Source organism: Paenibacillus taichungensis, from assembly GCF_013359905.1.
Classification (GTDB): Bacteria; Bacillota; Bacilli; order Paenibacillales; family Paenibacillaceae; genus Paenibacillus; species Paenibacillus taichungensis.
This window is the reverse complement of sequence record NZ_JABMCC010000077.1, coordinates 1-21,408: the sequence shown is the minus strand read 5'-3', so window position 1 is coordinate 21,408 and position 21,408 is coordinate 1. Positions and strand designations below refer to the sequence as shown.

20 protein-coding genes and 7 tRNA genes are annotated in these 21,408 nt (G+C 48.2%); 8 read left to right on the top strand and 19 right to left on the bottom strand.

Annotated elements, in window-relative coordinates; genetic code table 11:
• Complete coding sequence (locus HP548_RS00900) at window positions 1-672, top strand: phosphatase PAP2 family protein (protein WP_175380629.1); 672 nt, start codon at window positions 1-3, stop codon at window positions 670-672.
• Between the two features lie 144 nt (window positions 673-816).
• Here the strand turns inward: HP548_RS00900 and HP548_RS00895 are convergent, their stop codons facing one another.
• Complete coding sequence (locus HP548_RS00895) at window positions 817-1,596, bottom strand: AraC family transcriptional regulator (protein WP_076292256.1); 780 nt, start codon at window positions 1,594-1,596, stop codon at window positions 817-819.
• Window positions 1,597-1,708: 112 nt separating this feature from the next.
• On the opposite strand from HP548_RS00895, the gene pyk reads away from it, so the two are divergent.
• Complete coding sequence (gene pyk, locus HP548_RS00890) at window positions 1,709-3,124, top strand: pyruvate kinase (RefSeq protein ID WP_076292255.1); 1,416 nt, start codon at window positions 1,709-1,711, stop codon at window positions 3,122-3,124.
• A gap of 184 nt (window positions 3,125-3,308) precedes the next feature.
• Here the strand turns inward: pyk and HP548_RS00885 are convergent, their stop codons facing one another.
• Complete coding sequence (locus HP548_RS00885; RefSeq protein WP_175380628.1) at window positions 3,309-3,758, bottom strand: SRPBCC family protein; 450 nt, start codon at window positions 3,756-3,758, stop codon at window positions 3,309-3,311.
• A gap of 283 nt (window positions 3,759-4,041) precedes the next feature.
• On the opposite strand from HP548_RS00885, the gene HP548_RS00880 reads away from it, so the two are divergent.
• The 3 genes from HP548_RS00880 to HP548_RS00870 are packed head-to-tail and all read left to right on the top strand — an operon-like array spanning window position 4,042 to window position 6,155.
• On the top strand, window positions 4,042-4,779 hold the full coding sequence (locus HP548_RS00880; RefSeq protein WP_175380627.1) for a WecB/TagA/CpsF family glycosyltransferase: 738 nt from the start codon (window positions 4,042-4,044) through the stop codon (window positions 4,777-4,779).
• Between the two features lie 24 nt (window positions 4,780-4,803).
• Window positions 4,804-5,349 (top strand): P-loop NTPase family protein, encoded by a 546-nt coding sequence (locus HP548_RS00875; RefSeq protein WP_175380626.1) that lies wholly within the window; start codon window positions 4,804-4,806, stop codon window positions 5,347-5,349.
• Window positions 5,346-6,155, top strand: a complete 810-nt coding sequence (locus HP548_RS00870) for a helix-turn-helix domain-containing protein (RefSeq protein ID WP_175380625.1) — start codon at window positions 5,346-5,348, stop codon at window positions 6,153-6,155. Before HP548_RS00875 ends, HP548_RS00870 begins: the two co-directional genes overlap by 4 nt.
• A 64-nt stretch (window positions 6,156-6,219) precedes the next feature.
• Here the strand turns inward: HP548_RS00870 and HP548_RS00865 are convergent, their stop codons facing one another.
• On the bottom strand, window positions 6,220-6,753 hold the full coding sequence (locus HP548_RS00865) for an MOSC domain-containing protein (RefSeq protein ID WP_083679156.1): 534 nt from the start codon (window positions 6,751-6,753) through the stop codon (window positions 6,220-6,222).
• A gap of 254 nt (window positions 6,754-7,007) precedes the next feature.
• Between HP548_RS00865 and HP548_RS00860 the strand changes: the two genes are divergently transcribed.
• Window positions 7,008-7,373, top strand: coding sequence for a DUF1304 domain-containing protein (locus HP548_RS00860; RefSeq protein WP_099859365.1), 366 nt, complete (start codon window positions 7,008-7,010; stop codon window positions 7,371-7,373).
• Between the two features lie 120 nt (window positions 7,374-7,493).
• Window positions 7,494-8,294, top strand: a complete 801-nt coding sequence (locus HP548_RS00855; protein WP_175380623.1) for a DUF4261 domain-containing protein — start codon at window positions 7,494-7,496, stop codon at window positions 8,292-8,294.
• 165 nt (window positions 8,295-8,459) lie between these two features.
• On the opposite strand, the gene HP548_RS00850 is transcribed toward HP548_RS00855, so the two are convergent.
• Together HP548_RS00850 and HP548_RS00845 are read right to left on the bottom strand one after the other, a co-directional pair.
• Complete coding sequence (locus HP548_RS00850; RefSeq protein ID WP_175380622.1) at window positions 8,460-8,954, bottom strand: GNAT family N-acetyltransferase; 495 nt, start codon at window positions 8,952-8,954, stop codon at window positions 8,460-8,462.
• Window positions 8,951-9,460, bottom strand: a complete 510-nt coding sequence (locus HP548_RS00845) for a hypothetical protein (RefSeq protein ID WP_175380621.1) — start codon at window positions 9,458-9,460, stop codon at window positions 8,951-8,953. The genes HP548_RS00850 and HP548_RS00845 overlap by 4 nt, the downstream gene beginning before the upstream one ends.
• Window positions 9,461-9,736: 276 nt before the next feature.
• Between HP548_RS00845 and HP548_RS00840 the strand changes: the two genes are divergently transcribed.
• On the top strand, window positions 9,737-11,716 hold the full coding sequence (locus tag HP548_RS00840; RefSeq protein ID WP_076292246.1) for a methyl-accepting chemotaxis protein: 1,980 nt from the start codon (window positions 9,737-9,739) through the stop codon (window positions 11,714-11,716).
• An 81-nt stretch (window positions 11,717-11,797) separates the two neighbouring features.
• On the opposite strand, the gene HP548_RS00835 is transcribed toward HP548_RS00840, so the two are convergent.
• The 14 genes from HP548_RS00835 to HP548_RS00770 form a co-directional block, all read right to left on the bottom strand.
• The gene (locus HP548_RS00835) at window positions 11,798-12,811 is read right to left on the bottom strand and encodes a LacI family DNA-binding transcriptional regulator (RefSeq protein WP_175380620.1); all 1,014 of its coding nucleotides are present in this window, start codon (window positions 12,809-12,811) and stop codon (window positions 11,798-11,800) included.
• 103 nt (window positions 12,812-12,914) lie between these two features.
• Entirely contained in the window at window positions 12,915-13,724 is an 810-nt protein-coding gene (gene iolB, locus HP548_RS00830; protein ID WP_099859371.1) for a 5-deoxy-glucuronate isomerase, read from the bottom strand.
• Window positions 13,725-13,763: 39 nt separating this feature from the next.
• Window positions 13,764-14,816, bottom strand: a complete 1,053-nt coding sequence (gene iolG, locus HP548_RS00825) for an inositol 2-dehydrogenase (protein WP_099859372.1) — start codon at window positions 14,814-14,816, stop codon at window positions 13,764-13,766.
• Between the two features lie 69 nt (window positions 14,817-14,885).
• Window positions 14,886-16,361 (bottom strand): CoA-acylating methylmalonate-semialdehyde dehydrogenase, encoded by a 1,476-nt coding sequence (locus HP548_RS00820; protein ID WP_281364781.1) that lies wholly within the window; start codon window positions 16,359-16,361, stop codon window positions 14,886-14,888.
• A 70-nt stretch (window positions 16,362-16,431) separates the two neighbouring features.
• Entirely contained in the window at window positions 16,432-17,442 is a 1,011-nt protein-coding gene (iolC, locus tag HP548_RS00815) for a 5-dehydro-2-deoxygluconokinase (RefSeq protein ID WP_175380619.1), read from the bottom strand.
• Between the two features lie 111 nt (window positions 17,443-17,553).
• Complete coding sequence (iolE, locus tag HP548_RS00810; RefSeq protein ID WP_175380618.1) at window positions 17,554-18,456, bottom strand: myo-inosose-2 dehydratase; 903 nt, start codon at window positions 18,454-18,456, stop codon at window positions 17,554-17,556.
• Between the two features lie 112 nt (window positions 18,457-18,568).
• Window positions 18,569-20,434: a 3D-(3,5/4)-trihydroxycyclohexane-1,2-dione acylhydrolase (decyclizing) gene (iolD, locus tag HP548_RS00805; protein ID WP_175380617.1), complete on the bottom strand. Its 1,866-nt coding sequence runs from the start codon at window positions 20,432-20,434 to the stop codon at window positions 18,569-18,571.
• Between the two features lie 319 nt (window positions 20,435-20,753).
• Window positions 20,754-20,824 (bottom strand) — tRNA-Gly (locus HP548_RS00800).
• Between the two features lie 9 nt (window positions 20,825-20,833).
• Window positions 20,834-20,907 (bottom strand) — tRNA-Pro (locus tag HP548_RS00795).
• Between the two features lie 7 nt (window positions 20,908-20,914).
• A tRNA-Leu gene (locus tag HP548_RS00790) sits at window positions 20,915-20,993 on the bottom strand.
• 15 nt (window positions 20,994-21,008) lie between these two features.
• Window positions 21,009-21,085: transfer RNA gene (locus HP548_RS00785), tRNA-Arg, on the bottom strand.
• Window positions 21,086-21,092: 7 nt separating this feature from the next.
• Window positions 21,093-21,167, bottom strand: a tRNA-Gly gene (locus HP548_RS00780).
• Between the two features lie 10 nt (window positions 21,168-21,177).
• Window positions 21,178-21,258: transfer RNA gene (locus HP548_RS00775), tRNA-Leu, on the bottom strand.
• Window positions 21,259-21,264: 6 nt separating this feature from the next.
• Window positions 21,265-21,340 (bottom strand) — tRNA-Lys (locus HP548_RS00770).
• Window positions 21,341-21,408 lie beyond the last annotated feature (68 nt).

The window sequence follows — 21,408 nt, the reverse complement described above, 5'->3', positions numbered from 1 at the left end:
ATGAAAGCATTATTTCTGCGCTGGGGACATTTGCTGGCAATCTTATGTATACCGCTTCAAGGTTCCATTTATGTTTTGTTGGGCAGTAACACCGGAAGTGATGTCTTCTACAATTATGCCTGGATTGATACACAGATTCCTTTTATCAAAGAATTTATTTATCCTTATGTCAGTTGGATGCCGATTCTGTATCTTGGATTTCTCTACTTGGGTCTGACGAACAAATCGTTATTCTGGCGTATGATAATTACCTATAATGTAGGAGTAATCGCAGCCAATATCGTTTTTGCGGTCTTCCCTACTTACGTGCCGCGGCCGGAAGCTATCGGAACTGGTCTAAGCAGTGCGCTTGTACAATTTATCTATACCAATGATGCTCCATTCAACTGTTTTCCAAGCATCCACTGTCTCACAAGTTATCTGCTCTTCATCATCATTAATCGCCACTTGAACTTCAAACCACTGGCGCGGATCTCATGGTCGATATGGCTGTGGCTGATTATTGCTTCGACGGTGTTTGTGAAGCAGCACTCGCTGCTGGATGTAGCTGGCGGCATTCTATTCGCGGAAGCAGCATATTGGGCTGTGCATGTAGTTGCGGTTCGAGTTGGTTCGGCAAGCAAAAAAGCAAAGCAGCCTATCACGGCTACAAATTCAAGCAGTAACGCTTAGTATATGATTTATATTGCAAAGGGCAGGAATAATTCGACTGTCATGAGACCAAAAAGAGGGCCTAGGCCCTCTTTTTTTTGCGTAATTTATGTTGATGTTTAAATGTAAGAACTTTTCAGGACGCAACCATGAGGAACTTGTCCTTCATACAATAGGTGGGCGTTCATGGAGCAAATCAGATGGAGGACTTCCCATTAAACGCTTGAATATCCGGTAAAAATAAGACAGATCACGGTAACCGAGAAATTCTGCAATTTCCTGAATGGAGAGCTGTGACTCGGTAAGCAAATACACTGCCCTTTTCATCCGTTGATCATGAACATATTGGCTGATCGTCTGATTCGTCATGCTTTTAAATAACGCGGCTGCGTAATTAGGAGTTTTACCGATCTCATCCCCGAGCTCTTCTTTCGTAACTTTCTCCCGGTAATGCCGCTCAATGTATCGCTTCATCCGCTCCGCATGGACATGTCTCTCCGGTGGAATAACTCCGCGATCCAGTTCCCTATTTATATAAATAAGCACTTCCATCAATAAGGCTTGGCTCATCATGACATAATAAGACGGACGTTCCTGCCATTGTTGTTGGATGGCTTTCATGCGTTCATGAATCAGTTCATAACATCCGGGCTTATGTCGCAAGGCCTCTCTCCGTTCCAGCGCGGGCAAACCTTGTGCATGCTCCCCCTGTAATTGAACAACAATTTGCGTGTGAGTTACGGTAGGAATACTTTTGCCGTAATACGGAATGCCAGCGGGAATTAGCAGCAGCTCACCTTTCTCCATGATCTGCTTCTCTCCGTTCACCCAATATACACATTTTCCATAAGTAACCAAGCTTAACCGCCAAGTTGCCTGTGACTGCACCGCTTCTTCGTACCAACCGACACCATTAATGTGTCGTACTTCTAATGGAGTGACCATAACACACCTCATTATTGGACTATATTCTAATCATTGTACTATAGTTCATACCCTGATTCGACAGAAAACGCTACAATACACATATAAGCAAACATATGAGGAGGAAAATAGCATGTTGAAAACAAAAATTATTTGTACTATGGGACCTGCTTGTGACTCAATCGAATTGTTAAAAGTAATGATTCAGGAAGGGATGACTGTTGCCCGTCTGAATATGGCTCACGGCGAGCTGGAAGATCACGTGGCACGGATTAACAATATCCGCAAAGCGGCTTCCGAATTGAATACGTATGTACCAATCATGATGGATATCAAAGGACCGGAAGTTCGTATTGGCAAACTGAAAGAAGCATCCTGCCATCTGCAAGCGGGTAAAGAGCTTATCCTGACTACCGAAGAAATTCTTGGTGACGCTGAGCGTATTTCGGTAAACTATCCTGAATTAAACCTCGTTGTAAAACCGGGAGATCGCATCCTCATTGATGATGGCTTGGTAGATCTGACTGTACTGTCCGTGGAAGGTTCTGATATTCACTGTAAAATCATCAGCGGTGGCATTCTGAAACCACGTAAAGGGGTTAACTTGCCAGGAATCAAAACGACTTTGCCAGGTGTAACGGAACGTGACGTTATGCACATCGGATTCGGGATCGAAAACGGTATCGAAATCATCGCTGCTTCCTTTGTTCGTAAAGGCGACGACATTCGTGAAATTCGCAGCATCCTGAAAGAACGCGGTGTAGATCATGTACAAATTATCTCCAAAATCGAAAACCAGGAAGGTATGACTAACCTGGACGATATCATTGAAGCATCTGACGGTATCATGGTAGCGCGTGGAGATCTAGGGGTTGAAGTACCAATCGAAGACGTACCTATGATGCAAAAAGAAATGATCGATAAATGTAACCGTGCAGGTAAACCGGTTATCGTTGCAACCCACATGCTGGAATCCATGCAAGTGAATCCGCGTCCAACTCGTTCCGAAGTTAGTGACGTTGCTAACGCTGTTCTTCAAGGGGCAGACGTTGTGATGTTGTCTGGTGAATCGGCAGCAGGTAAATATCCGGTACAATCCGTGCGCACGATGGCTGCTGTTGCTCGCCGTGCTGAAACGATGATTGATTACAAAGAACAATTCAACCAAAAATCCGCTCAACAAGTAGCTGATATTACCGAAGTTATCAGTCAGGGAGCAGTTAGTTCTTCCCTCGTCCTGAATGCCAAAGCGATCATCACTTCTACCGAGAGTGGATTTACGGCGCGTATGATCTCCAAATACCGTCCGAAAGCACCGATCATCGCGGTTACACAGCATGAAGAAGTACTTGCTAAAATCTGCTTGCTCTCCGGTGTCATTCCGGTTATGGGCGACAAAGTAACGACAACCGATGAAATGTTCGAGTCCGCTACACGCAATGCAATCAAAACTGGTTATATCGAAAAAGGGGACATCATCGTATTGTCCGCTGGCGTACCGATTGGTCAATCCGGTAACACCAACTTGATCAAAGTTCAACAAGTATAACTAAACACATCGAATTGCATATATCTTTGAACATAAAAAATCCACCGACAGCAGAAATGCACTTCGGTGGATTTTTCTTATGCAATTATTTTATCACTCAACACTCGTTTATAAAGACGCCTTATCAGCGCTTTTTTCATGTTGTTATGATGTTATATTCATATATTCTCTTGCTATCTGGATTTTACCAGCCAAAATTCAGCGTTTCGCCCGTCTCTGCCCATGTCTTGATACTGCTCAATATCATCCACCAGCTACTCTGTGCGTTTGCAAAGGATGGATGGTTGTCCGTAAATTGGTCATTGATCAATGTTAACTTCGTACATTCCCCTACCTTCTCCAGCTGGAATACTACTCTGGATTGAAGCTCAGCGTGATTGGCGTGGTAGGAAGGTCCGGGATGCTCAAGGTAACTTAACAGGGATAAAGGTTCGAATTCCAGAATATCGCCGTATACATGAACCGTCTCTGCACCGTCATTCCCAGGCCCCACATAGGCGAACGGCTGACCCGGTTGGAAATTGGAACGAAGTTCGCTGCCAAAAAAACTGCTCCGTGTACCGTCCGGCGAGATCAGGGCATTCCACACGTCTTCCTGTCCGGCATTAATATAGAACTCATATTTCAATTCCATGAACTCACTCCCTTTATGTGTTGTATTGAAGGTACAACTGAAACTTGCTTGCAACACTATCCTATCGTTATACCCAAGCGGTGTATTGTAAAAACGCGACAACAGCGAAAATAAATGATTTTAGATGCCATAAAGCTTGAATGTTTTGGACTTTTCGTCCGGTGCTAAACTTCAACAAATATAGTGCTTTGCCAGGAGATCAGATATACTAAAATGGAATGAAATAACAGGAATTGTATACAAGTTGGGGACGGATAGTTAGCATCCAGAAAGGAACTAAAATATGAACCAAACAACAAATATTATGGGAATCCCATTTCCCAATATAACTATGGATCAGACGGTTACAATTCTTAGTGATGTAGTCGATCAGAGACAATCCGAACTGTTCCATGTCATCACAGGCAATCCGGAAATCGTCATGTCTTGCCAGAAGGATCAGGCGCTTCGTTCGGTCGTGGATCAGGCAGGCATTGTGACCGCTGACGGCGCGGGCATTGTTATGGTATCCCGCTTTCGAGGTGGACAATTGACCGAACGGGTAACTGGTTGTGACCTGCTTTTTCGTTTGTTGGAGGAAGGAAGCAGGAAGAATTGGTCCTTTTATATGCTCGGGGCAGAAGAAAGCGTCAGTAAGCGGGCTGTAGAAGTTATTGCGCATAACTATCCGGGAGTTGTTGTTCGTGGCAGACATCATGGATTTTTCACAACGGACGAGGAGCAAAGCATTGTAGAAGAAATTCAAGAGGCACAACCTGATTTTCTTATTGTGGCCCTAGGAGCACCCAATGCTGAACACTGGATCAACAAATATCGCCATCAACTCAATGCTCGTATAGCCATCGGAGTCGGAGGAAGCCTGGATATTCTGGCCGGCAAAACCAAACGAGCACCTGCAATATGGCAGAAGCTTAATTTGGAATGGCTTTATCGACTGCTCAGCGAGCCTTCCAGATGGCGCAGACAACTTATTTTGCCACGTTTCGCTGTCCGGGCGTTGTTGTTCAGAGAGCACAGGTAAAATAAAGGGGGGACTGGTTACGGAATGGTCGGTGAACAATCCAAGATCAAACTAAGGCCAAACAAAATACATATTATCGGCTCAGTCGGCAGCGGTAAATCTACACTGGCCCGCCACTTATCCGCGAGGTTAGACCTTCCTTATTATGAGCTCGACAATATTGTGTGGCACCGTGTACCTCAAGGACAGGATATTCGCAATAGTCCGGAGACGCGGGACACACTTCTGCAAAAAGCAGTGTATTCCAATCAGTGGATTATCGAAGGTGTGCACTATAAATGGGTAGCAAGCAGTTTCGAGCAGGCTGATCTTATCGTCTATTTGAATACCCCCGTGTGGAGAAGGAATGTGCGCATTCTCAAACGTTTCACAGTACAGAAGCTCGGGCTTGAACAAGGGAATTACCGACAGACTTTCACTATGCTCTGGAAGATGTATAAATGGAGCTATCAACATGACCGTAAGGAAAAAGCACTAATCATGGCGTGTTTGCAGCCTCACCAACATAAATTGTGCATGGTTCGTAACGAAGCAGAGTTGACGAGGTACCTGGAGGAATCGACAAAATGAAACATGCAGATCAAGCTATCAGACCCAGTATGGGTCTTCTGAATCTGGATGAGGGCGACAAAAGATATTGCCTGACACGGTATGCCCCTTCCGAAGCATTGAGTTCTTTGGTCAAGCATTTCTGGATCGTCTCCTGGGATCTTACCGGGCATGATCCATATCCGCAGCATGTGGTCCCGAACCCCTGTGTCAATCTGGTGGTAGAGCGGGGAAACACCTTTTTCTTCGGTCCATCTGGACAGAAATTTTCTTATCTCGTGCGTGGAAAAGGAAGCGTGTTTGGGGTGAAGTTTAAGCCTGGCGGCTTCTATCCATTCATTCGTACTCCCGTTTCTACATTGTATGGGACCCCCTTGGATGTCTCTGGTGTGCTTGGTGTCGATGCTCCACAGCTCGAAGAACGTCTGCTCGGAGATGGATGTGATGCGGACAAAGTCAGTTATATGGATCAGCTTCTCTGTAAACATCTCCCTCCTCCTGATGATCAAGCCATTCTGGTCAGCCAGATTGTGCTGTATATTGAGCAGCATCGGGATATGTTGAGAGTCGATGATTTGTCTGCCTCCTGGAATATGCACAAAAGAAAGCTCCAGCGCCTGTTCAATCAGTATGTGGGCATCAGCCCCAAAATGGTGATCAAGCTCTACCGCCTGCAAAATGCTGCTGAGCTGATGGAGCAGGGTGTAGATTGCGATCTGGTTAAGCTTTCCCAGGACCTTGGATATCACGATCAGTCGCATTTTATCAAAGACTTCAAGTCTATTATCGGCAGTACACCTGAAGAATACGTCCATTCCAGAGGATAAATTGAGATTAACTACAGGCGAAGCAAGCGGATTCGGCTGTAATGCAAAAACCTGTCCTGAAGCCTCAGGACAGGCGAATAACTTCGATGTTATCTCCTGTACGGATGACGCCTTCACGCTCAACTGAGCAGACGATTCCGCGTTTTTTGCGGGCGGCTGGCACGAACTTTTTGCGCAAGCCATCCTGTTCGTAGAATTGCTCAATGATTTTCCCTGGGTGTACACAAGGCAGATTCTCCCCTTCACAGATCAGCCCCGTTCCATCCGGGAACAGAAGTCGCGTCCCGACAGGAAGCTCCGTCAACTTTTCAACACCACGGACCAATAGGTTGGCGCCGAGCCACTCCGGGCGTACTTCCGGAATATTCATCTTCTGTGCTATGAGAGCACATTCCTCTTCTGAGACAATACTGATTTGCCTGCGATTTGCAATCGGCGTTCCCCGTTTGTATATTTTCTGGCGGGAGTCCGCCGGGCGCAACAGACCGTAATGCCGGTCACTCGGAATTCCAGCGAGTTCAATATCGATAAAAGGTACGACTCGTGTAACAAACGTTGATGGATCATCCGCCAGCAGGACGAATTGAACGGTTCCCACACCCACGCAAATCCCCCTTTTCCATGAGTAAGTTCACTTCTTTATTGTTCATTATTACCCAATGAATGGATTTTCGACAATCAGCTTATGTTTATCTTTGTACTTAATCCGCGGCATGATTATAAAAGAGAATCATGAACTCATTAATAATTTACACAATTAATTTGTGTAAAATTAAATTTTTACTTTCAGTTCGGATGGCAAACATTTATACTGAGTAGGACAAGTAAATAAATGACATATAAGAAAGCAAGGTGTTTCTTTTGATTAGTATCATTTTCGTGGCTATTGTAGCCATTGAGCACTTCTACATCATGGTGATGGAGATGTTCCTGTGGACCCGTCCACGCACGATGAAGACGTTCGGTCTTACCCCTGAACTAGCGGAATCCACCAAGTCCCTGGCAGCCAATCAAGGTCTGTACAATGGATTTTTGGCCGCTGGTTTGATCTGGGGACTCGTTTATCCGGATACATCCGTCGGACAGCACATTCAGATCTTCTTCCTGGCATGTGTCATTATCGCCGCCCTCTACGGAGGTGTAACCGCTACTCGGTCCATCATTATCAAACAAGGGCTGCCTGCGATCATTGCATTACTTCTCGTTCTTTTCCTCTGATCACCTGATGGTCATTACCATACCGGGATTCATTAAAAGCTCCAATGTGGTAAGGTATGGTTATAAAGGCATCGGATTATGCCTGATCACTGTGATTGGTCTGGAAAGGAGAACGTTTTTATGGGACTGTTTGACAAGCTTCGACGCCGCAAAAAGGAACACCCGACCGCAGGTGGAGCCGTACATACTGCTCCATATAGCGAAACCATCGTTGGATTTGTTTTGCTAGAGCACGAAGATTGTAATTTTGATCACTTCATTAGCACGATGAAAAACGAGTGGAATATTGAGATTGAGGAACGTCCGGAGGAAGGCAATCTTTTTTTCGAAGTGGATGGAATGCAAGTGGTGTGTGCTCACATTAATGCCCCTGTCCCTGATCACGAAGTAGAGGAGAATGCCAAATTAAATGTGCTGTGGCGGGACGCGGTGCTAGTCACTTCAAGACATCAATCTCAGATTATTGTCTCTGTACTGAATGCAACTGACGCCATTCAGGCACATATCCTGTTCACCCAAACAGCGAGCGCCTTACTCCAGCTTAATCATGCGCTGGCTATATATATGGCACCACTTGTGGTGGAAGCAGGTCAGTACGTGGACATTAGTCGTGGAATCAAAGATGGTGAGCTGCCCGTCTCCCTCTGGATTTTCATCGGACTATTCCAAAGCTCTGAAGGCACATCAGCCTATACTTATGGGTTACGCAACTTCGGGAAAGAGGAGATGGAAATCACTCAATCCACAAAGCCATTAAGTGAAGTATTTGAAATGATGTATATGACTGCGACTTATGTTGTTGAAAACGATGTAACCCTGCATGACGGGGAGACGCTCGGCTTCTCTGCAGAACAAAAGCTGCCCATCAACCGCTCGGAGGGAATAGCCACAGAGGGTAGCAGTTTGAAGATTGGTTTTTAGGCATCGTTAGCCGTCCAGATTCCTCTTTTCTGTTTGTGAGCACAAAGGAAATACGGTGCGATTAATATGAAGTCATATCTTAAGGCGCTTCCCAGAATATAAGGGAAACGCCTTTTTGTATTTTCAAATCCTCATATGATTGCTTTCAGCATGCTTGGAGTAAGGTCATGGGTTCATCCCACACACCATCGTTACAGATGTGCCACACATGCCTTGTTCGACGAATCCGAAACGCCGATAAAGCCGAATTGCTTCGTTATCGGGATCAACACTGAGCGAAACGGCGTCAATAGCCCGCTTCCGAGCCTCATCTAACGCCGCCTGAATGAGACGGGTGCCTATTCCTTTGCCTCGCGCTGTCTCAACCACAGCCATTCCCATCTCGGGTGTAGCCGCATTTACATAACCATATCCCGCATTCTGATCATTAAAAAACCGCAACGTCACCGATCCCATACGCTTGCCTTGAGAATCCACGGCGATAAATCCGAAATCTCCCTCTCTCCCCCAGCCTTCAACGTACTTGGACATGCCGGGGCTATGGATGATCTCAGGTTCAAAAGGCTCTTCCCCCTCCCGCTCGAAGATTGATGCATACAACATCTCCCACAGAAAAGGGATATCCTGCTCCTCAATCGGACGCAATTGATACTCCGTCATTTCTTCCCCTCCTTCAAATTAGTAAATAGGCGTTCCACTTCACTTAAATTAAAATCATTGGTAATTTCATAATTTTCAAGCTTGTCTCTCGTTTTGTATCCGCTATAAATAGAAACGGCATGTTCGTTATAAAACGTAATTCCAAAGCCTTCTGTAAATCGATCTTCTTTCTTCGTCAAAAGCTGCCAGTCATAGTAATATGGGGTCCCCTCGGATCGCTCGGAGATATCTATTTGCTTTACTCTTCTTAATTCGATATCCTTCGCAAGCTTCAACATCTTTCTAATCTCTTGGGGATCTTTAATAGTCACTTCTTCTTCAACGTATGGATCGGTGGTCGGTATTTTTTTGATAATCAGAATGTCCAGTGTATCCAGCATACTCATATGATCCGTGACTTCAGCTCGAAAGGTGGTATGTTGTCTCGAAATGTACATGGGTATCACAATAGCTGCAATCACGATTACAGCGACTACGCCAAGAATGGTTTTGGTTCTTTTTTTCATTGAGATCTCCTTTCGCTGTTGGGTAAATCAGGAAATTAAAGATTCCATTATAAGTATACCATCTCATCCAAATATTGTTCTAGATCATTAAAATAACCCACTAAATACAAGTACTTTATAAAGAAAAACCTCTTCATAATCCTTCAATTTTAAATATTATAAATTGCTAACTAACTTGATAAATATCTATATTATCTTTTTGAAAAAAATGTCGATATACTACATAAGCTTTCGGCTTTGCCTATACTAGCAGGGACATCAGAGGGGGAGAATTGGATGAAACTTAAACCGAAATTAATGATGATGTTTCTGGCCGCTGTACTGATTACGGCGATTCCACTGGCAACACTAGGCTTATACCAAACAGAGAAACAAGCCACTCGTAATGTTGATTCCAAATTAACTGGATTAATGTCCTCGGCGGCCAACGAACTGAATGGCTGGATCAGCAGCAATGCCAAAGTTGTGGAAACACTGGGGTTTGTGATTCAGGAAGGAATTCCGGCTGGACAACTGAACGAAGATTATTTTGACATCATGAAGCTGGGCAGTAACAAAGAGAGTCTTTCGGATCTTTACTATGGTTCAGAACAAGATGGTCATTTCATGAATGGTTCCGACTGGACACCTGATGCCGGGTATGATCCACGTCAGCGTCCTTGGTACCAGGAAGCGAAGCAGGCTGATCAACTGGTATTCTCTGATCCCTATCTGGATATGATGTCGAAGCAATACGCGGTGTCCATGGCGATGCCGGTCCTGAATAAAGAGGGACAGCTACAAGGCGTAGTAGCAGGGGATTTGCTGCTCTCTACCCTTACGGATACGGTGGAAAAAATCAATTTGGACGGGCTAGGTTATACATTTTTAATCGATAAAAAAGGAATGCTTCTTGCTCACCCTGACGAGAAACAGGTGAATACGTCGGCCTCTGAAAATGCTGAATTAAAACCACTACTGGCCGATATGCAGGCAAACCCGTCAGGAGAGAAGAATTTTAAATACAATGGTGAGAATTATCTACTGTTCTACAATCAGATCCCCAGCACGGGCTGGGTGGTCGGTTCAGTTATTTCCGAGAAATTAGCCTATTCAGAATACTATGAATTACGAAATAACTACATTCTGATTATCGCTGTTACGCTAATCGTTGTTATGGCGGCAGCATACTGGATTGCAACACTATTCATCAAACCACTGAAAAGCTTGGGGGCGACCTCCAGACTGATGTCGAGTGGTGACTTTACCGGTCAGGTGCAGATCAAAGGAAAAGATGAGTTCGCAGAGTTAGGTACGTCATTCAATCAGATGTCCGCTCAACTCAGTCTGCTGCTGAAACAGGTCGCCTCCTCCGCTAACCGGGTGCAAAGCATCTCGGGTGAAATGGAAGAACATACGGACAATACCAAACGTATTGCCGAACAGATCTCCATCGCCACAGATGAACTCGCGCAAGGGTCAAGCAAACAGGCGGAATCGGTCTACGACGGTTCCAGTCGACTGTCCGAGATGAGTAATAGTGTTGGCGGCATTAACCGCAGTGTTGAACAATCAGTAACCATGATGCGTGAAGCAGGGGAAGCGATGCTTGCCGGATTGCAAGCCGTGGATCAACAGGTGGAACTTGCGGACGGCAATCGGATTTCCATTGATCGGGTGGGTGAGTCGATCACGCTTTTGGCGGATAAGTCGCAGAAAATTGAGGATATTGTCGGCATGATTCGGGGCATCGCCTCCCAGACCAATCTGCTCGCCCTGAATGCTTCCATTGAAGCGGCCAGAGCGGGTGAACACGGACGAGGCTTCGCTGTCGTTGCCGAAGAAGTGCGGAAACTAGCAGAACAGTCTTCGGACTCGGCACAGGATATCATTATCCTGCTGGATGAGATTCAAGCGGCAAGTCGTCAAAGCGTGAGTGAAGTAACTTCGGCTGAACAAGGTATTGAGCAGCAGGTAGCTGCTGTGCATGAGATGCGCGAGTCGTTTACCCGAATCAAACAATCCATTGACGGCATCGACAGCCAGCTTCAGTTGGTATCCTCTGCTACGACCGAGTTGGATGATAGCTCTGGTAAGATTGCCGAAGTGATCTCCAGTGTTGCAGCCATGTCGGAACAGAGCGCGGCTTCTACAGAAGAGGTTGCTTCCTCCACACAGGAACAGTTCAATTACATTACAAGCATCTCGGAACGTTCCAATGAACTGGCGCAGCATGCCAACACGCTGTACGAGGAAGTGAAGAAGTTCAAGATTTAACGCAACAAGCCGCGTTCACCTTAGGTGCACGCGGCTTGTTTTATGTGGACGACGTATATGTTTCAGGACCGGGCTGTAGTCTTAAGATTGATCTGATACCTTTCCTGTTGAGTCTCTAATGACCAATTCAGGCTTCAGGACAATTTTTTGCGGTGAATTTTCTTCATTTTTTAGCTCATCAATTAATAAATCAACGGCACGACGCCCCAGATCCTCAATAGGTTGGGCAACCGTCGTCAGAGGCGGACTGGTTACCGAAGCCAGAATCGTATTATCGAATCCGATAATTGATACCTCTTCAGGCACACGCAGGCCTAGTTCTTTGGCAGCTTGAAGCGCACCAATGGCCTGCATGTCGTTACAGCAGAAGATGCCTGTGGCTCGATTCTTATCTGTGAGCAGCACGAGCGCCTCTTTTTTGGCTGAACCCAGATCGGCAGATGACTCTTTCACCTGATCGGCTTTAAGAGAATAACCCGCCTTCTCCAATGCTTCACGAAATCCGCGTACACGTTCCTGACTGCTGCTGACTTTGAACGATTCGGACAGCACCGCTACATGAGTATGACCCAATTCAAGCAGATGCTGTGCTGCCAAGGCGCCCCCAAGCCTGTCATCGATGGCAACGGTATGTACCGACAACGACGGCATATGACGGGCAATTAGAGCAACAGGTATCGACTGTTGCAGGAGCGGAGATAGAATCTCGGCATTATCGATACCTGTTCCGATCATCATGCCGTCGACCCTTTTTTGCTGAAGCAGATTCAAATACCGCTCTACCCGCTCGTCCTTATTGTCTGTGCTGCAAATCACGACGCTATAACCCAACTGCCGACTGCGATCTTCTACCGCTCTGGCCAGCTCGGCAAAATACGGATTAGAGATATCGGGCACGAGCAGCCCGAGCGTGTATGTCTGCTTACCCGTAAGTGCAGCAGCAATAGCGCTCGGCTGGTAGTGAAGCCGCTCCATGATCTCCATAATCTCGGCGCGCCGCTTCTCGCTAATTTTACCTTTGCCGTTAATGACCTGTGAGACGGTTGCAATGGATACCCCCGCCTCGCGTGCTATATCATATATGGTTGCTTTCATTGTTATTTCCCCATTTGTGCTATATATAAATTCCTTATATATAGGTAATCGTTATCTTCTCATTATGCAGGGGGAAGTCCGCATACGCAACTTGAAGCCGATACTACTTTTTATTCATCAGCCAATCATGGTCCGGGTCGTTATGAAACTTCCAGGTCCGGGTTGGTCCTGCCATCACATTCAGATAGTAGACCTCGTATCCCGGAGGAGCACCCACCGGATGGTATCCACATGGAACAAGCACAACTTCGCCGTTGTTCACTGCAAGCGTCTCATCTACAGCTCGATCATCTGTGTATATCCGTTGGATGGCAAACCCCTGCTCAGGCTGCACTCGGAAATAGTATGTCTCCTCCAGCAATGACTCGTCAGGCAGGGCGTCCCGGTCATGTTTATGCGGCGGATAGCTCGACCAATGTCCATCAGGCGTGAACACTTCAACGACGAGCAGACTGTCTGCTTCTTTTTGTTCCGGCAAAATGTTGTGAATCTGTCGTTCCAGGTTGCCGTAACCACGCGTCTCAACACCTACATCTTCCGGGGCAATCAGACGAGCTGGATACGTGCCTTTACCTGGTGCCGCACATATGGCAATCTCCAATGCGGTAAGAGCGGTGAACTCCACTCGATCTGAACTGGATACGTAAATCGAATACGGAGGAATTTTCTCAAAAACACTCATTCTTTTCCCGATTTTCTCCCACGTATATTCACGAGTACTTACATTCGCCAAGCCGCTAAGAAGCACAAGGCAGAGTTCCTGATCTCCACTCTCACGAGTTAGGGTCTGTCCCTCCGCAAGCTGCACCACCTGAAACCCAACGTATTGCCATCCCGCAGACTCTGGTGTGACCGTCAACAACGTTCCGTCTGCTTTCGGATTCAACACAGGTTTTACTATACGTTCTGACATGCTTTCTTCCACTCCTTCCGGTATATTATGAAAATGGTCTTACGGGGCAACCGTCTGGGATTCCACCGATATTCCCGGGACTTCACGCAGCTTCACAGGTCTGCCTTGTTCCATGGACATGCGTGCGGCGAGTGCGATGCGTTCTGCCTGAACGGCATCATTCCCGTTTACGATGACAGGTGTATCGTTCCGAATCGCGTCGATGAAAAGAGCAGTCTCCTGCACGTACGCTTCGTTGTATCTCTCCAGGAAAAAGTGCAGCGGCTTGTCGCGCATCAATCCATTTGCTGTACTAATTTCTGCAGTATTCGGATGATCGTTCGCAGCTGTTGCGCTGCCCAATGAGCCAAATACCTCGACTCGCTGATCGTATCCATATACCGCTTGGCGGCTGTTATCTATGACGCCGATTGCTCCATTTTCAAAACTCAACGTCACAATGGCCGTATCCACATCGCCGTGTTCCGCAAAAACAGGATGAATTAGCACATTGCCCTGGGCATAGACTTCCTCCACCTCACTCCCGGACAAATACCGGGCCATGTCGAAATCATGGATCATCATATCCATGAAGATTCCGCCAGACACCCGAATGTACTCCGCTGGCGGCGGACTCGGGTCACGAGAAGTGATTTTGATAATATGCGGATCACCAATCGTTCCCTCCTGCACATATGCACGTACCCGTTTGAAGTTATGATCGAAGCGACGATTGAATCCGATTTGCAGCTTTACCCCAGCCTTCTGCACAGCTGCAACAGCTGCTTGAGTCTGATGAAGATCCATACTGACCGGCTTCTCGCAAAAAATGTGTTTGCCCGCCTGGGCTGCCTGTTCAATCAGTGGTACATGCGTATCTGTTGAGGAACAGATCAGCACTGCATCCACATTTGGCATGGCGATCAGCTGGCTGCTATCTGTCGTTACCACCGGGATGCCACGGCTGGAAGCCCACTCCTCCAGCTCGGGTCCTGCAAACAAATCACTGATGCCAACAATCTCGGCATGCGGGTTGCGCAGGAGATTGTCCGCATGAATTTTACCGATACGACCAGCGCCGATAATGCCAATTCTCACTTTATCCTTGCCCATTCCGTTATCCTCCCTGTATGTGTCCATGTGGACTCAACGTTCTTCCATTGGCTGGTATGCCCTGAGTGACTACCAGCGTGCAGTAACCATCTTTTTGCGAGTATAAAATTCAACGCCGTCTGTACCGTTGGCATGCAGATCACCGTAGAAGGATTTCTTCCAGCCGGAAAAAGGGAAGAATGCCATTGGCGCAGGTACGCCCAGGTTAATGCCCAGCATGCCTGCATCAATCGTTTCACGGAATTGGCGCATGCTTGCTCCACTGCGGGTGAACAGGCAAGCTCCGTTGGCAAAGTCGGAACGGTTGGCCAATTCCACTGCTTCCTCCAGCGTAGCTACCCTCGCTACCGAGAGCACCGGTGCAAAAATCTCGTCCTTCCAGATCTTCATAGTGCTCTGCACCTCATCAAATACCGTCGGACCAACGAAATAACCAGACTTACCTGTCGCTTCATCTTTGCGACCATCGCGGATCAGAGCAGCGCCTTCCTGTTCTCCGGATTCAATGTAGCTAAGTGTACGTTCCTTATGCGGGCCACGAATGACAGGACCCAGAAATACCCCATCATCCATGCCGTTACCAATCGTGATACGATCTGCTGCTTCCACCAGCTTTTGCACCAGCGTGTCTGCAACATCGCCGACGGCGACAACAACCGAGCAGGCCATACAGCGTTCTCCGGCTGAGCCGAAGGCTGCACTGGTGATTTCTTTCACTGTCAGGTCGAGATCGGCGTCCGGCATAACGATCGAGTGATTTTTGGCACCAGCAAGCGCCTGTACCCGTTTGCCATGTGCGGATGCGGTAGTGTAAACATATTCAGCCACAGGCTGTGATCCGACAAAAGAGATGGCTTGAACATCCTTGTGTTCAAGCAGTCCATTCACGACGTCATGCGCACCGTGAACGATATTGAGCACGCCGTCCGGAAGCCCTGCTTCCTTGAACAGCTCAGCCAGACGGCCTGCCAGCAGCGGTGTGCGCTCGGACGGTTTCAGGACAAAGGTGTTGCCGCACGCAATCGCCAGCGGGAACATCCAGCACGGTACCATCATCGGGAAGTTGAAGGGGGTTATTCCCCCAATTACACCGATTGGGTACCGATACATGCCTGACTCTAGCCCAGTGGCAATGTCGGGCAGCTGTTTGCCCATCATCAGATTCGGGGCGCCTGCCGCGAATTCGACGCATTCGATGCCACGCTGCACTTCGCCGTAGGCTTCCGCGTAGCTTTTACCGTTCTCCAGCGTAACCAGCCGGGCAAGTTCTTCCCAGTGCTCCACTAGCAGCTGCTGGTAGCGGAACAGAATCCGTGCACGGCGGGGAACCGGTGTGCCACTCCAGGACGGGAACGCCTCCCGTGCCGTTTGGACGGCCAAATCCACATCCGCCTGTTCAGACAGCGGTACGTGTGCAATGACCTCTTCCGTAGCCGGATTTACAACCGGCTCCGTACGGATTGCCGCCGGGGCCACCCAGGCACCCCCGATCCAGTTTTGAACCATTGTCGCCGTTACTGACGCTTCCGAAATCCCTTTTCCCATAGCCCTGTCTCCCTTCGCTTATATGTGCTTGCGTCAATTACGCCATCCACTCCAACTACTTCAACATGCTTCAAGACACCGTAATTTCGCCCCGATTGCAGCGTTCGATATAGTCATTCACTTGCTCCACCGTTGGCATCGCATCCGAGCAGCTATGGCTGGAGATAACGATACATGCTGCCGCACTGCCAAACGCCATGCTGCGTTCAATCGTCCATCCCTGCATCAACCCATACAGGAATCCCGCCGCGTAGGAATCACCTGCTCCAAAGGTCTTCACCACACGCGCAGGGTAGCTGTCCGCTTGATGAGATAGCCCTTCGCCGGTATAGGCAATGGAGCCTTCCTTGCCATGTTTGATGACGACAATTTTAGCTGAGAAATCAAACCATTTTTGTGCGGTCACCTGATCGCTATGGTCTGGATTATGGTCAAACGTCTCCATCATGTCGAACTCTTCACGTGTGCCCAGGATGATATCGCATTTCTCGGCAGCGAGGTTATAATAGACCGCCGTCTCTTCGGCTGATGTCCATGTGTAAGGACGATAGTCCAGATCAAACACAATGATTGTGCCATGCTTTTTCGCATACGCCAGCGCCTGGAATACCGCTTCACGAGATGGACTCTGGGCGAGGGCTGTGCCTGAAATGAGCAAAACTTTGGAGTCGGCAATCAGCTGTTCCTGCACCTCTCTCGACTGCAATAGCAGATCAGCCACGTGGTCACGGTACATTAGAATGCTGCAATCGGTTGGACTTTTGATCTCGGTAAAAGCAAGTCCTGTCACCGCTCCGGTATCGTCCGTTACCACATTTGACGTATCGATCCCGTTCCGCTCCAGATAATTGTTGATGAACCTGCCCATCTGGTCATTCGCGATTTTGCCGATAAATGCCGTTTCCATACCGAGCCTGGACATGCCAATCGTGATATTAGCCGGAGATCCGCCCACATACTTCGTAAAGGTCATCGTCTCTTCCATCGGGCGATTGATCTCATTGGCATTCAAGTCGATGCACAGACGGCCAATCGCGGTGAAATCCATCTTCCTGGAATCAGGAAAGGATACGTAAGTCATTGTATTTGAACCCCTTTCTGTGATGGGATTTTGAATGATACATTTATCAAACTCACACTTATAATCTGGTTTACCTCATGGTACGGCTCTCTCCTGATGGCCATGACTTTATCAGCTGTGCTGGTATAAGGACTCCATATATTGCAACGATCGCCGCGCATACTCATACGGATTATGAATCGCAGGGTCCTGTTCCCCTTCAAGCATCGCCCAGCCATCATACCCCCGTGTGACCAACTCCTGCAGAATCGGTGCAAAATCAATACATCCATCTCCGGGAACCGTAAATACCCCTTTACGAATACAGCCCACAAAATCAGACTGTTCCGCCCGTGCTTCCTCCAGCACTTGAGGACGAATATCCTTTAGATGAATATAGGCAATCCTGTCATAATGCTTGCGTAGGAGAGCTAACGGGTCAGCTCCGCCGTAGTAAGCATGACCTGTGTCATAGAGCAAATAAACAAGAGATGGGTCTGTCAGTTCCATCAATTTATCAATCTCATCCGGTTGCTCAACAACGGTACCTCCATGGTGATGGTACGTCAGCTTCAACCCGTGCTCACGGGCGATGGCACCTGCTTCGTTCAGCCCCTCAGCAAAGATGTGCCATTCCGATTCACGGAGTCTCAGTACTTCTTTTTCATGCGGTGTCCGCCTTGGATCAAAATGCAGGGAGCCACCTACTTCCGCCGTGCTAATCACCGTGCTGCCCATCGATTGCAGAAACTCCGCGTGTCTGCGATAGCTGTCCAGCTCAGACTGACGATACGCCGGGTCGGAGAACAATACCGATTTCCACTGGGAGACGAGGCGTATATTGCGCTTGCCCAACTCCTCCCGCAATGTGTCTGGATCCGTGGGATATTTGCGTCCCATTTCCGTACCTGTCAGGCCAAGTCGCTGAATGTCATCCAGAATCTGTTCACATGTTGTTGCATCACCATGCTCCTTTACATCCTCTCCGACCCAGTTGATCGGATGAATCCCGAGCTGAAATGGCAGCTTGTTCATGGCTCCACGTCTCCTTTTGTGGTTCAACATTTTTGCATCATTCGATTTAACGCGCGCATTCCTATATATCATGCTGATTGAAAGTTACTCTTTGGATTGATGATATGCTCAATTAAATGTGTCTAGCTTTGGCACGGTTTGCCTGCATCGCGTGGTGAGCCGTTACCACCTTTTCCTCGTTGGATACTTCTGGTACGCCCACATTCCACCAGGACTCATATCCGCCTGCATTGGTTCCGGGTACGACTGGAATTTCGATCAGTGTAGTCACGGTCTCATTCCGGGCATCTCTGATCGCCTGCTCCAATTGTTCCGTCGTCTCTGCCTTATAGGCTTTGGCTCCAAGGCTGCGGGCATGGGCTGCAAAATCCATAGGCATGTAATCCCCGGTCAGTCGTCCGCTCTCCGATTCCCGATAGCGGAACTCGTTGCCGAAACCGTCACTTCCATGCTCCCGTTGCAAATTATGAATACACTGAAATCCGTTGTTGTTGAATAGTAAAATGGTTATCTTCTTCTGTTCCTGCAAGCTCGTCACCAGTTCAGAATGCAGCATTAGGTAACTACCGTCACCCACCATGGCATACACTTCACGATCCGGTTCGGCAAGAGCTGCCCCGAATGCCCCGCTCACCTCATAGCCCATACAGGAGAAACCGTACTCCATGTGGTATGTTTTCGGTGCAGACGCGCGCCACAGACGGTGCAAGTCTCCAGGCAAACTTCCCGCCGCACACACAATGACGGAAGAAGGATCAATGGTCCGATTAATAACACCGACCGCACTCGTCTGCGCGAGTCCTGCCTCATGTAGCAGTCCGTAGAGTCGATCTACCTCGGCGTTCCACTCATCCCGAAGGTCGGCGATTTCAGATGTTCCGTAACCACTGTGATACTGCCGTCCCTGTAAAGCCGTTTGCAGAGCTTGCAGACCTTCCCTTGCATCAGCTAGAATCGCTTCCCCACCCAATTTGGCGGCATCCATGCCGTTCAGGTTAATATTGATGAAAGCCGCTTCGGGATGCTGAAAAGCAGACCGGGACGCCGTCGTAAAATCCGAGAAACGGGTGCCGACGCCGATTACCACATCCGCTTCTCTAGCAAGCCTGTTGGCAGCCAGCGAGCCGGTAACACCGATGGCACCCACATTAAGTGGGTGGTCCCATGCCAAGGCACTCTTGCCAGCCTGCGTCTCGGCAACCGGAATGCCAAATGCCTCGGCGAATTCAGCCAGCTGTGTGGATGCCTCGGCATACAACACGCCGCCGCCTGCTACGATCAGCGGCTTCCTGCCACGGGCAATCTGCTGCGCTGCCCGTTCAATTGCCGCCTGGACCGGGGGACGACGGTCCAGGTAATGCACCTTGCGGGCAAAGAACGATTCAGGGTAATCGTACGCCTCTGCCTGCACATCCTGCGGCAGTGCCAGCGTTACCGCGCCCGTTTCCGCTGGGTCCATCAGCACGCGCATCGCCTGTGTGGCAGCAATCATCAACTGTTCGGGACGCACGATGCGATCCCAGTATTTGCTGACCGCTTTGAACGGATCAGTGGCTGAAATCGTATAATCGCCGCTTACCTCCAGTTGTTGTAGCACGGGATCTGGTTCACGCGTGGCAAAGTTATCACCCGGAAGCAGTAAAACGGGAATACGATTGACCGTTGCCGTTGCCGCTGCGGTAATCATGTTCAGTGCTCCTGGTCCGATGGATGTTGTGCAGGCATAAATCTGTCTACGGTTCTTCTGCTTGGCATAGGCTGCTGCCGTATGTACCATGCCTTGTTCATTTTTACCCTGCATATACGTCAAACTTCCAGAACTACGTTCCAGTGCCTCTCCAATACCAGTTACGTTGCCGTGACCGAAAATGCCAATAACGCCTTTCACAAACTTGGTTTCCACCCCATCAACGGAAATATATTGCTGATCCAGATATCGGAGCAGAGCCTGAGCCATCGTCAGTCTAATGGTTGTCATGGAATGATCATCTCCCTTCCCTTTACGGGTTAAGCGCTTAATCTACGTTAAGTTTAAGCGCCTTACCCCTATAGGTTAAGCGCTTAATTGATATAGTATTACAGGCTGAAGGATTAGGCAAGATATTTTTGTAAGCGTTTTACAAAATGGCAAATAAACATAGCTTTATCACTGTGGGTGTTGTGTATTATCCTACTGTTCATAAGCTATGATCCGATAAGTTACTAACATTGAACTATGTATTCGAAATCTGATGGAAACGTAAAAAAATACAAAAAAAAGAGATGGCAGAAACCATCTCTTTTTTGCATTTCTATAAAGCGGGTGATGGGAATCGAACCCACGCTATTAGCTTGGAAGGCTAAAGTTCTACCATTGAACTACACCCGCATGTAAAAATCGGGATGACACGATTTGAACATGCGACCCCCTGGTCCCAAACCAGGTGCTCTACCAAGCTGAGCTACATCCCGTTATCTATACCGGCGAGAGGACTCGAACCTCCACGGTTTCCCACTCGATTTTGAGTCGAGCGCGTCTGCCATTCCGCCACGCCGGCATATGAAGTTATAAATGGCGCGCCCTGAGAGATTCGAACTCCCGGCCTTTTGATTCGTAGTCAAACGCTCTATCCAGCTGAGCTAAGGGCGCAAAATATTGGAGCGGAAGACGGGAATCGAACCCGCGACCCTCGCCTTGGCAAGGCGATGCTCTACCGCTGAGCCACTTCCGCATATAAGGGATGCGCGTGGAGGGACTTGAACCCCCACGTCAAAGACGCTAGATCCTAAGTCTAGTGCGTCTGCCAATTCCGCCACACGCGCATATAATGGTGAGTCATGAAGGGCTCGAACCTTCGACACCCTGATTAAAAGTCAGGTGCTCTACCAACTGAGCTAATGACTCGAAAAACTGGTGGAGGATGATGGATTCGAACCACCGAACCCGTACGGGAGCAGATTTACAGTCTGATG

What these genes read in the sequence shown, in the direction of transcription:
- HP548_RS00900 (WP_175380629.1), top strand. Translation starts at nt 1, where the DNA reads ATGAAAGCATTATTTCTGCGCTGGGGACATTTGCTGGCAATCTTATGT.
- HP548_RS00895 (WP_076292256.1), bottom strand. Translation starts at nt 1,596, where the DNA reads ATGGTCACTCCATTAGAAGTACGACACATTAATGGTGTCGGTTGGTAC.
- pyk (WP_076292255.1), top strand. Translation starts at nt 1,709, where the DNA reads ATGTTGAAAACAAAAATTATTTGTACTATGGGACCTGCTTGTGACTCA.
- HP548_RS00885 (WP_175380628.1), bottom strand. Translation starts at nt 3,758, where the DNA reads ATGGAATTGAAATATGAGTTCTATATTAATGCCGGACAGGAAGACGTG.
- HP548_RS00880 (WP_175380627.1), top strand. Translation starts at nt 4,042, where the DNA reads ATGAACCAAACAACAAATATTATGGGAATCCCATTTCCCAATATAACT.
- HP548_RS00875 (WP_175380626.1), top strand. Translation starts at nt 4,804, where the DNA reads ATGGTCGGTGAACAATCCAAGATCAAACTAAGGCCAAACAAAATACAT.
- HP548_RS00870 (WP_175380625.1), top strand. Translation starts at nt 5,346, where the DNA reads ATGAAACATGCAGATCAAGCTATCAGACCCAGTATGGGTCTTCTGAAT.
- HP548_RS00855 (WP_175380623.1), top strand. Translation starts at nt 7,494, where the DNA reads ATGGGACTGTTTGACAAGCTTCGACGCCGCAAAAAGGAACACCCGACC.
- HP548_RS00850 (WP_175380622.1), bottom strand. Translation starts at nt 8,954, where the DNA reads ATGACGGAGTATCAATTGCGTCCGATTGAGGAGCAGGATATCCCTTTT.
- HP548_RS00845 (WP_175380621.1), bottom strand. Translation starts at nt 9,460, where the DNA reads ATGAAAAAAAGAACCAAAACCATTCTTGGCGTAGTCGCTGTAATCGTG.
- HP548_RS00840 (WP_076292246.1), top strand. Translation starts at nt 9,737, where the DNA reads ATGAAACTTAAACCGAAATTAATGATGATGTTTCTGGCCGCTGTACTG.
- HP548_RS00835 (WP_175380620.1), bottom strand. Translation starts at nt 12,811, where the DNA reads ATGAAAGCAACCATATATGATATAGCACGCGAGGCGGGGGTATCCATT.
- iolB (WP_099859371.1), bottom strand. Translation starts at nt 13,724, where the DNA reads ATGTCAGAACGTATAGTAAAACCTGTGTTGAATCCGAAAGCAGACGGA.
- iolG (WP_099859372.1), bottom strand. Translation starts at nt 14,816, where the DNA reads ATGGGCAAGGATAAAGTGAGAATTGGCATTATCGGCGCTGGTCGTATC.
- HP548_RS00820 (WP_281364781.1), bottom strand. Translation starts at nt 16,361, where the DNA reads ATGGGAAAAGGGATTTCGGAAGCGTCAGTAACGGCGACAATGGTTCAA.
- iolC (WP_175380619.1), bottom strand. Translation starts at nt 17,442, where the DNA reads ATGACTTACGTATCCTTTCCTGATTCCAGGAAGATGGATTTCACCGCG.
- iolE (WP_175380618.1), bottom strand. Translation starts at nt 18,456, where the DNA reads ATGAACAAGCTGCCATTTCAGCTCGGGATTCATCCGATCAACTGGGTC.
- iolD (WP_175380617.1), bottom strand. Translation starts at nt 20,434, where the DNA reads ATGACAACCATTAGACTGACGATGGCTCAGGCTCTGCTCCGATATCTG.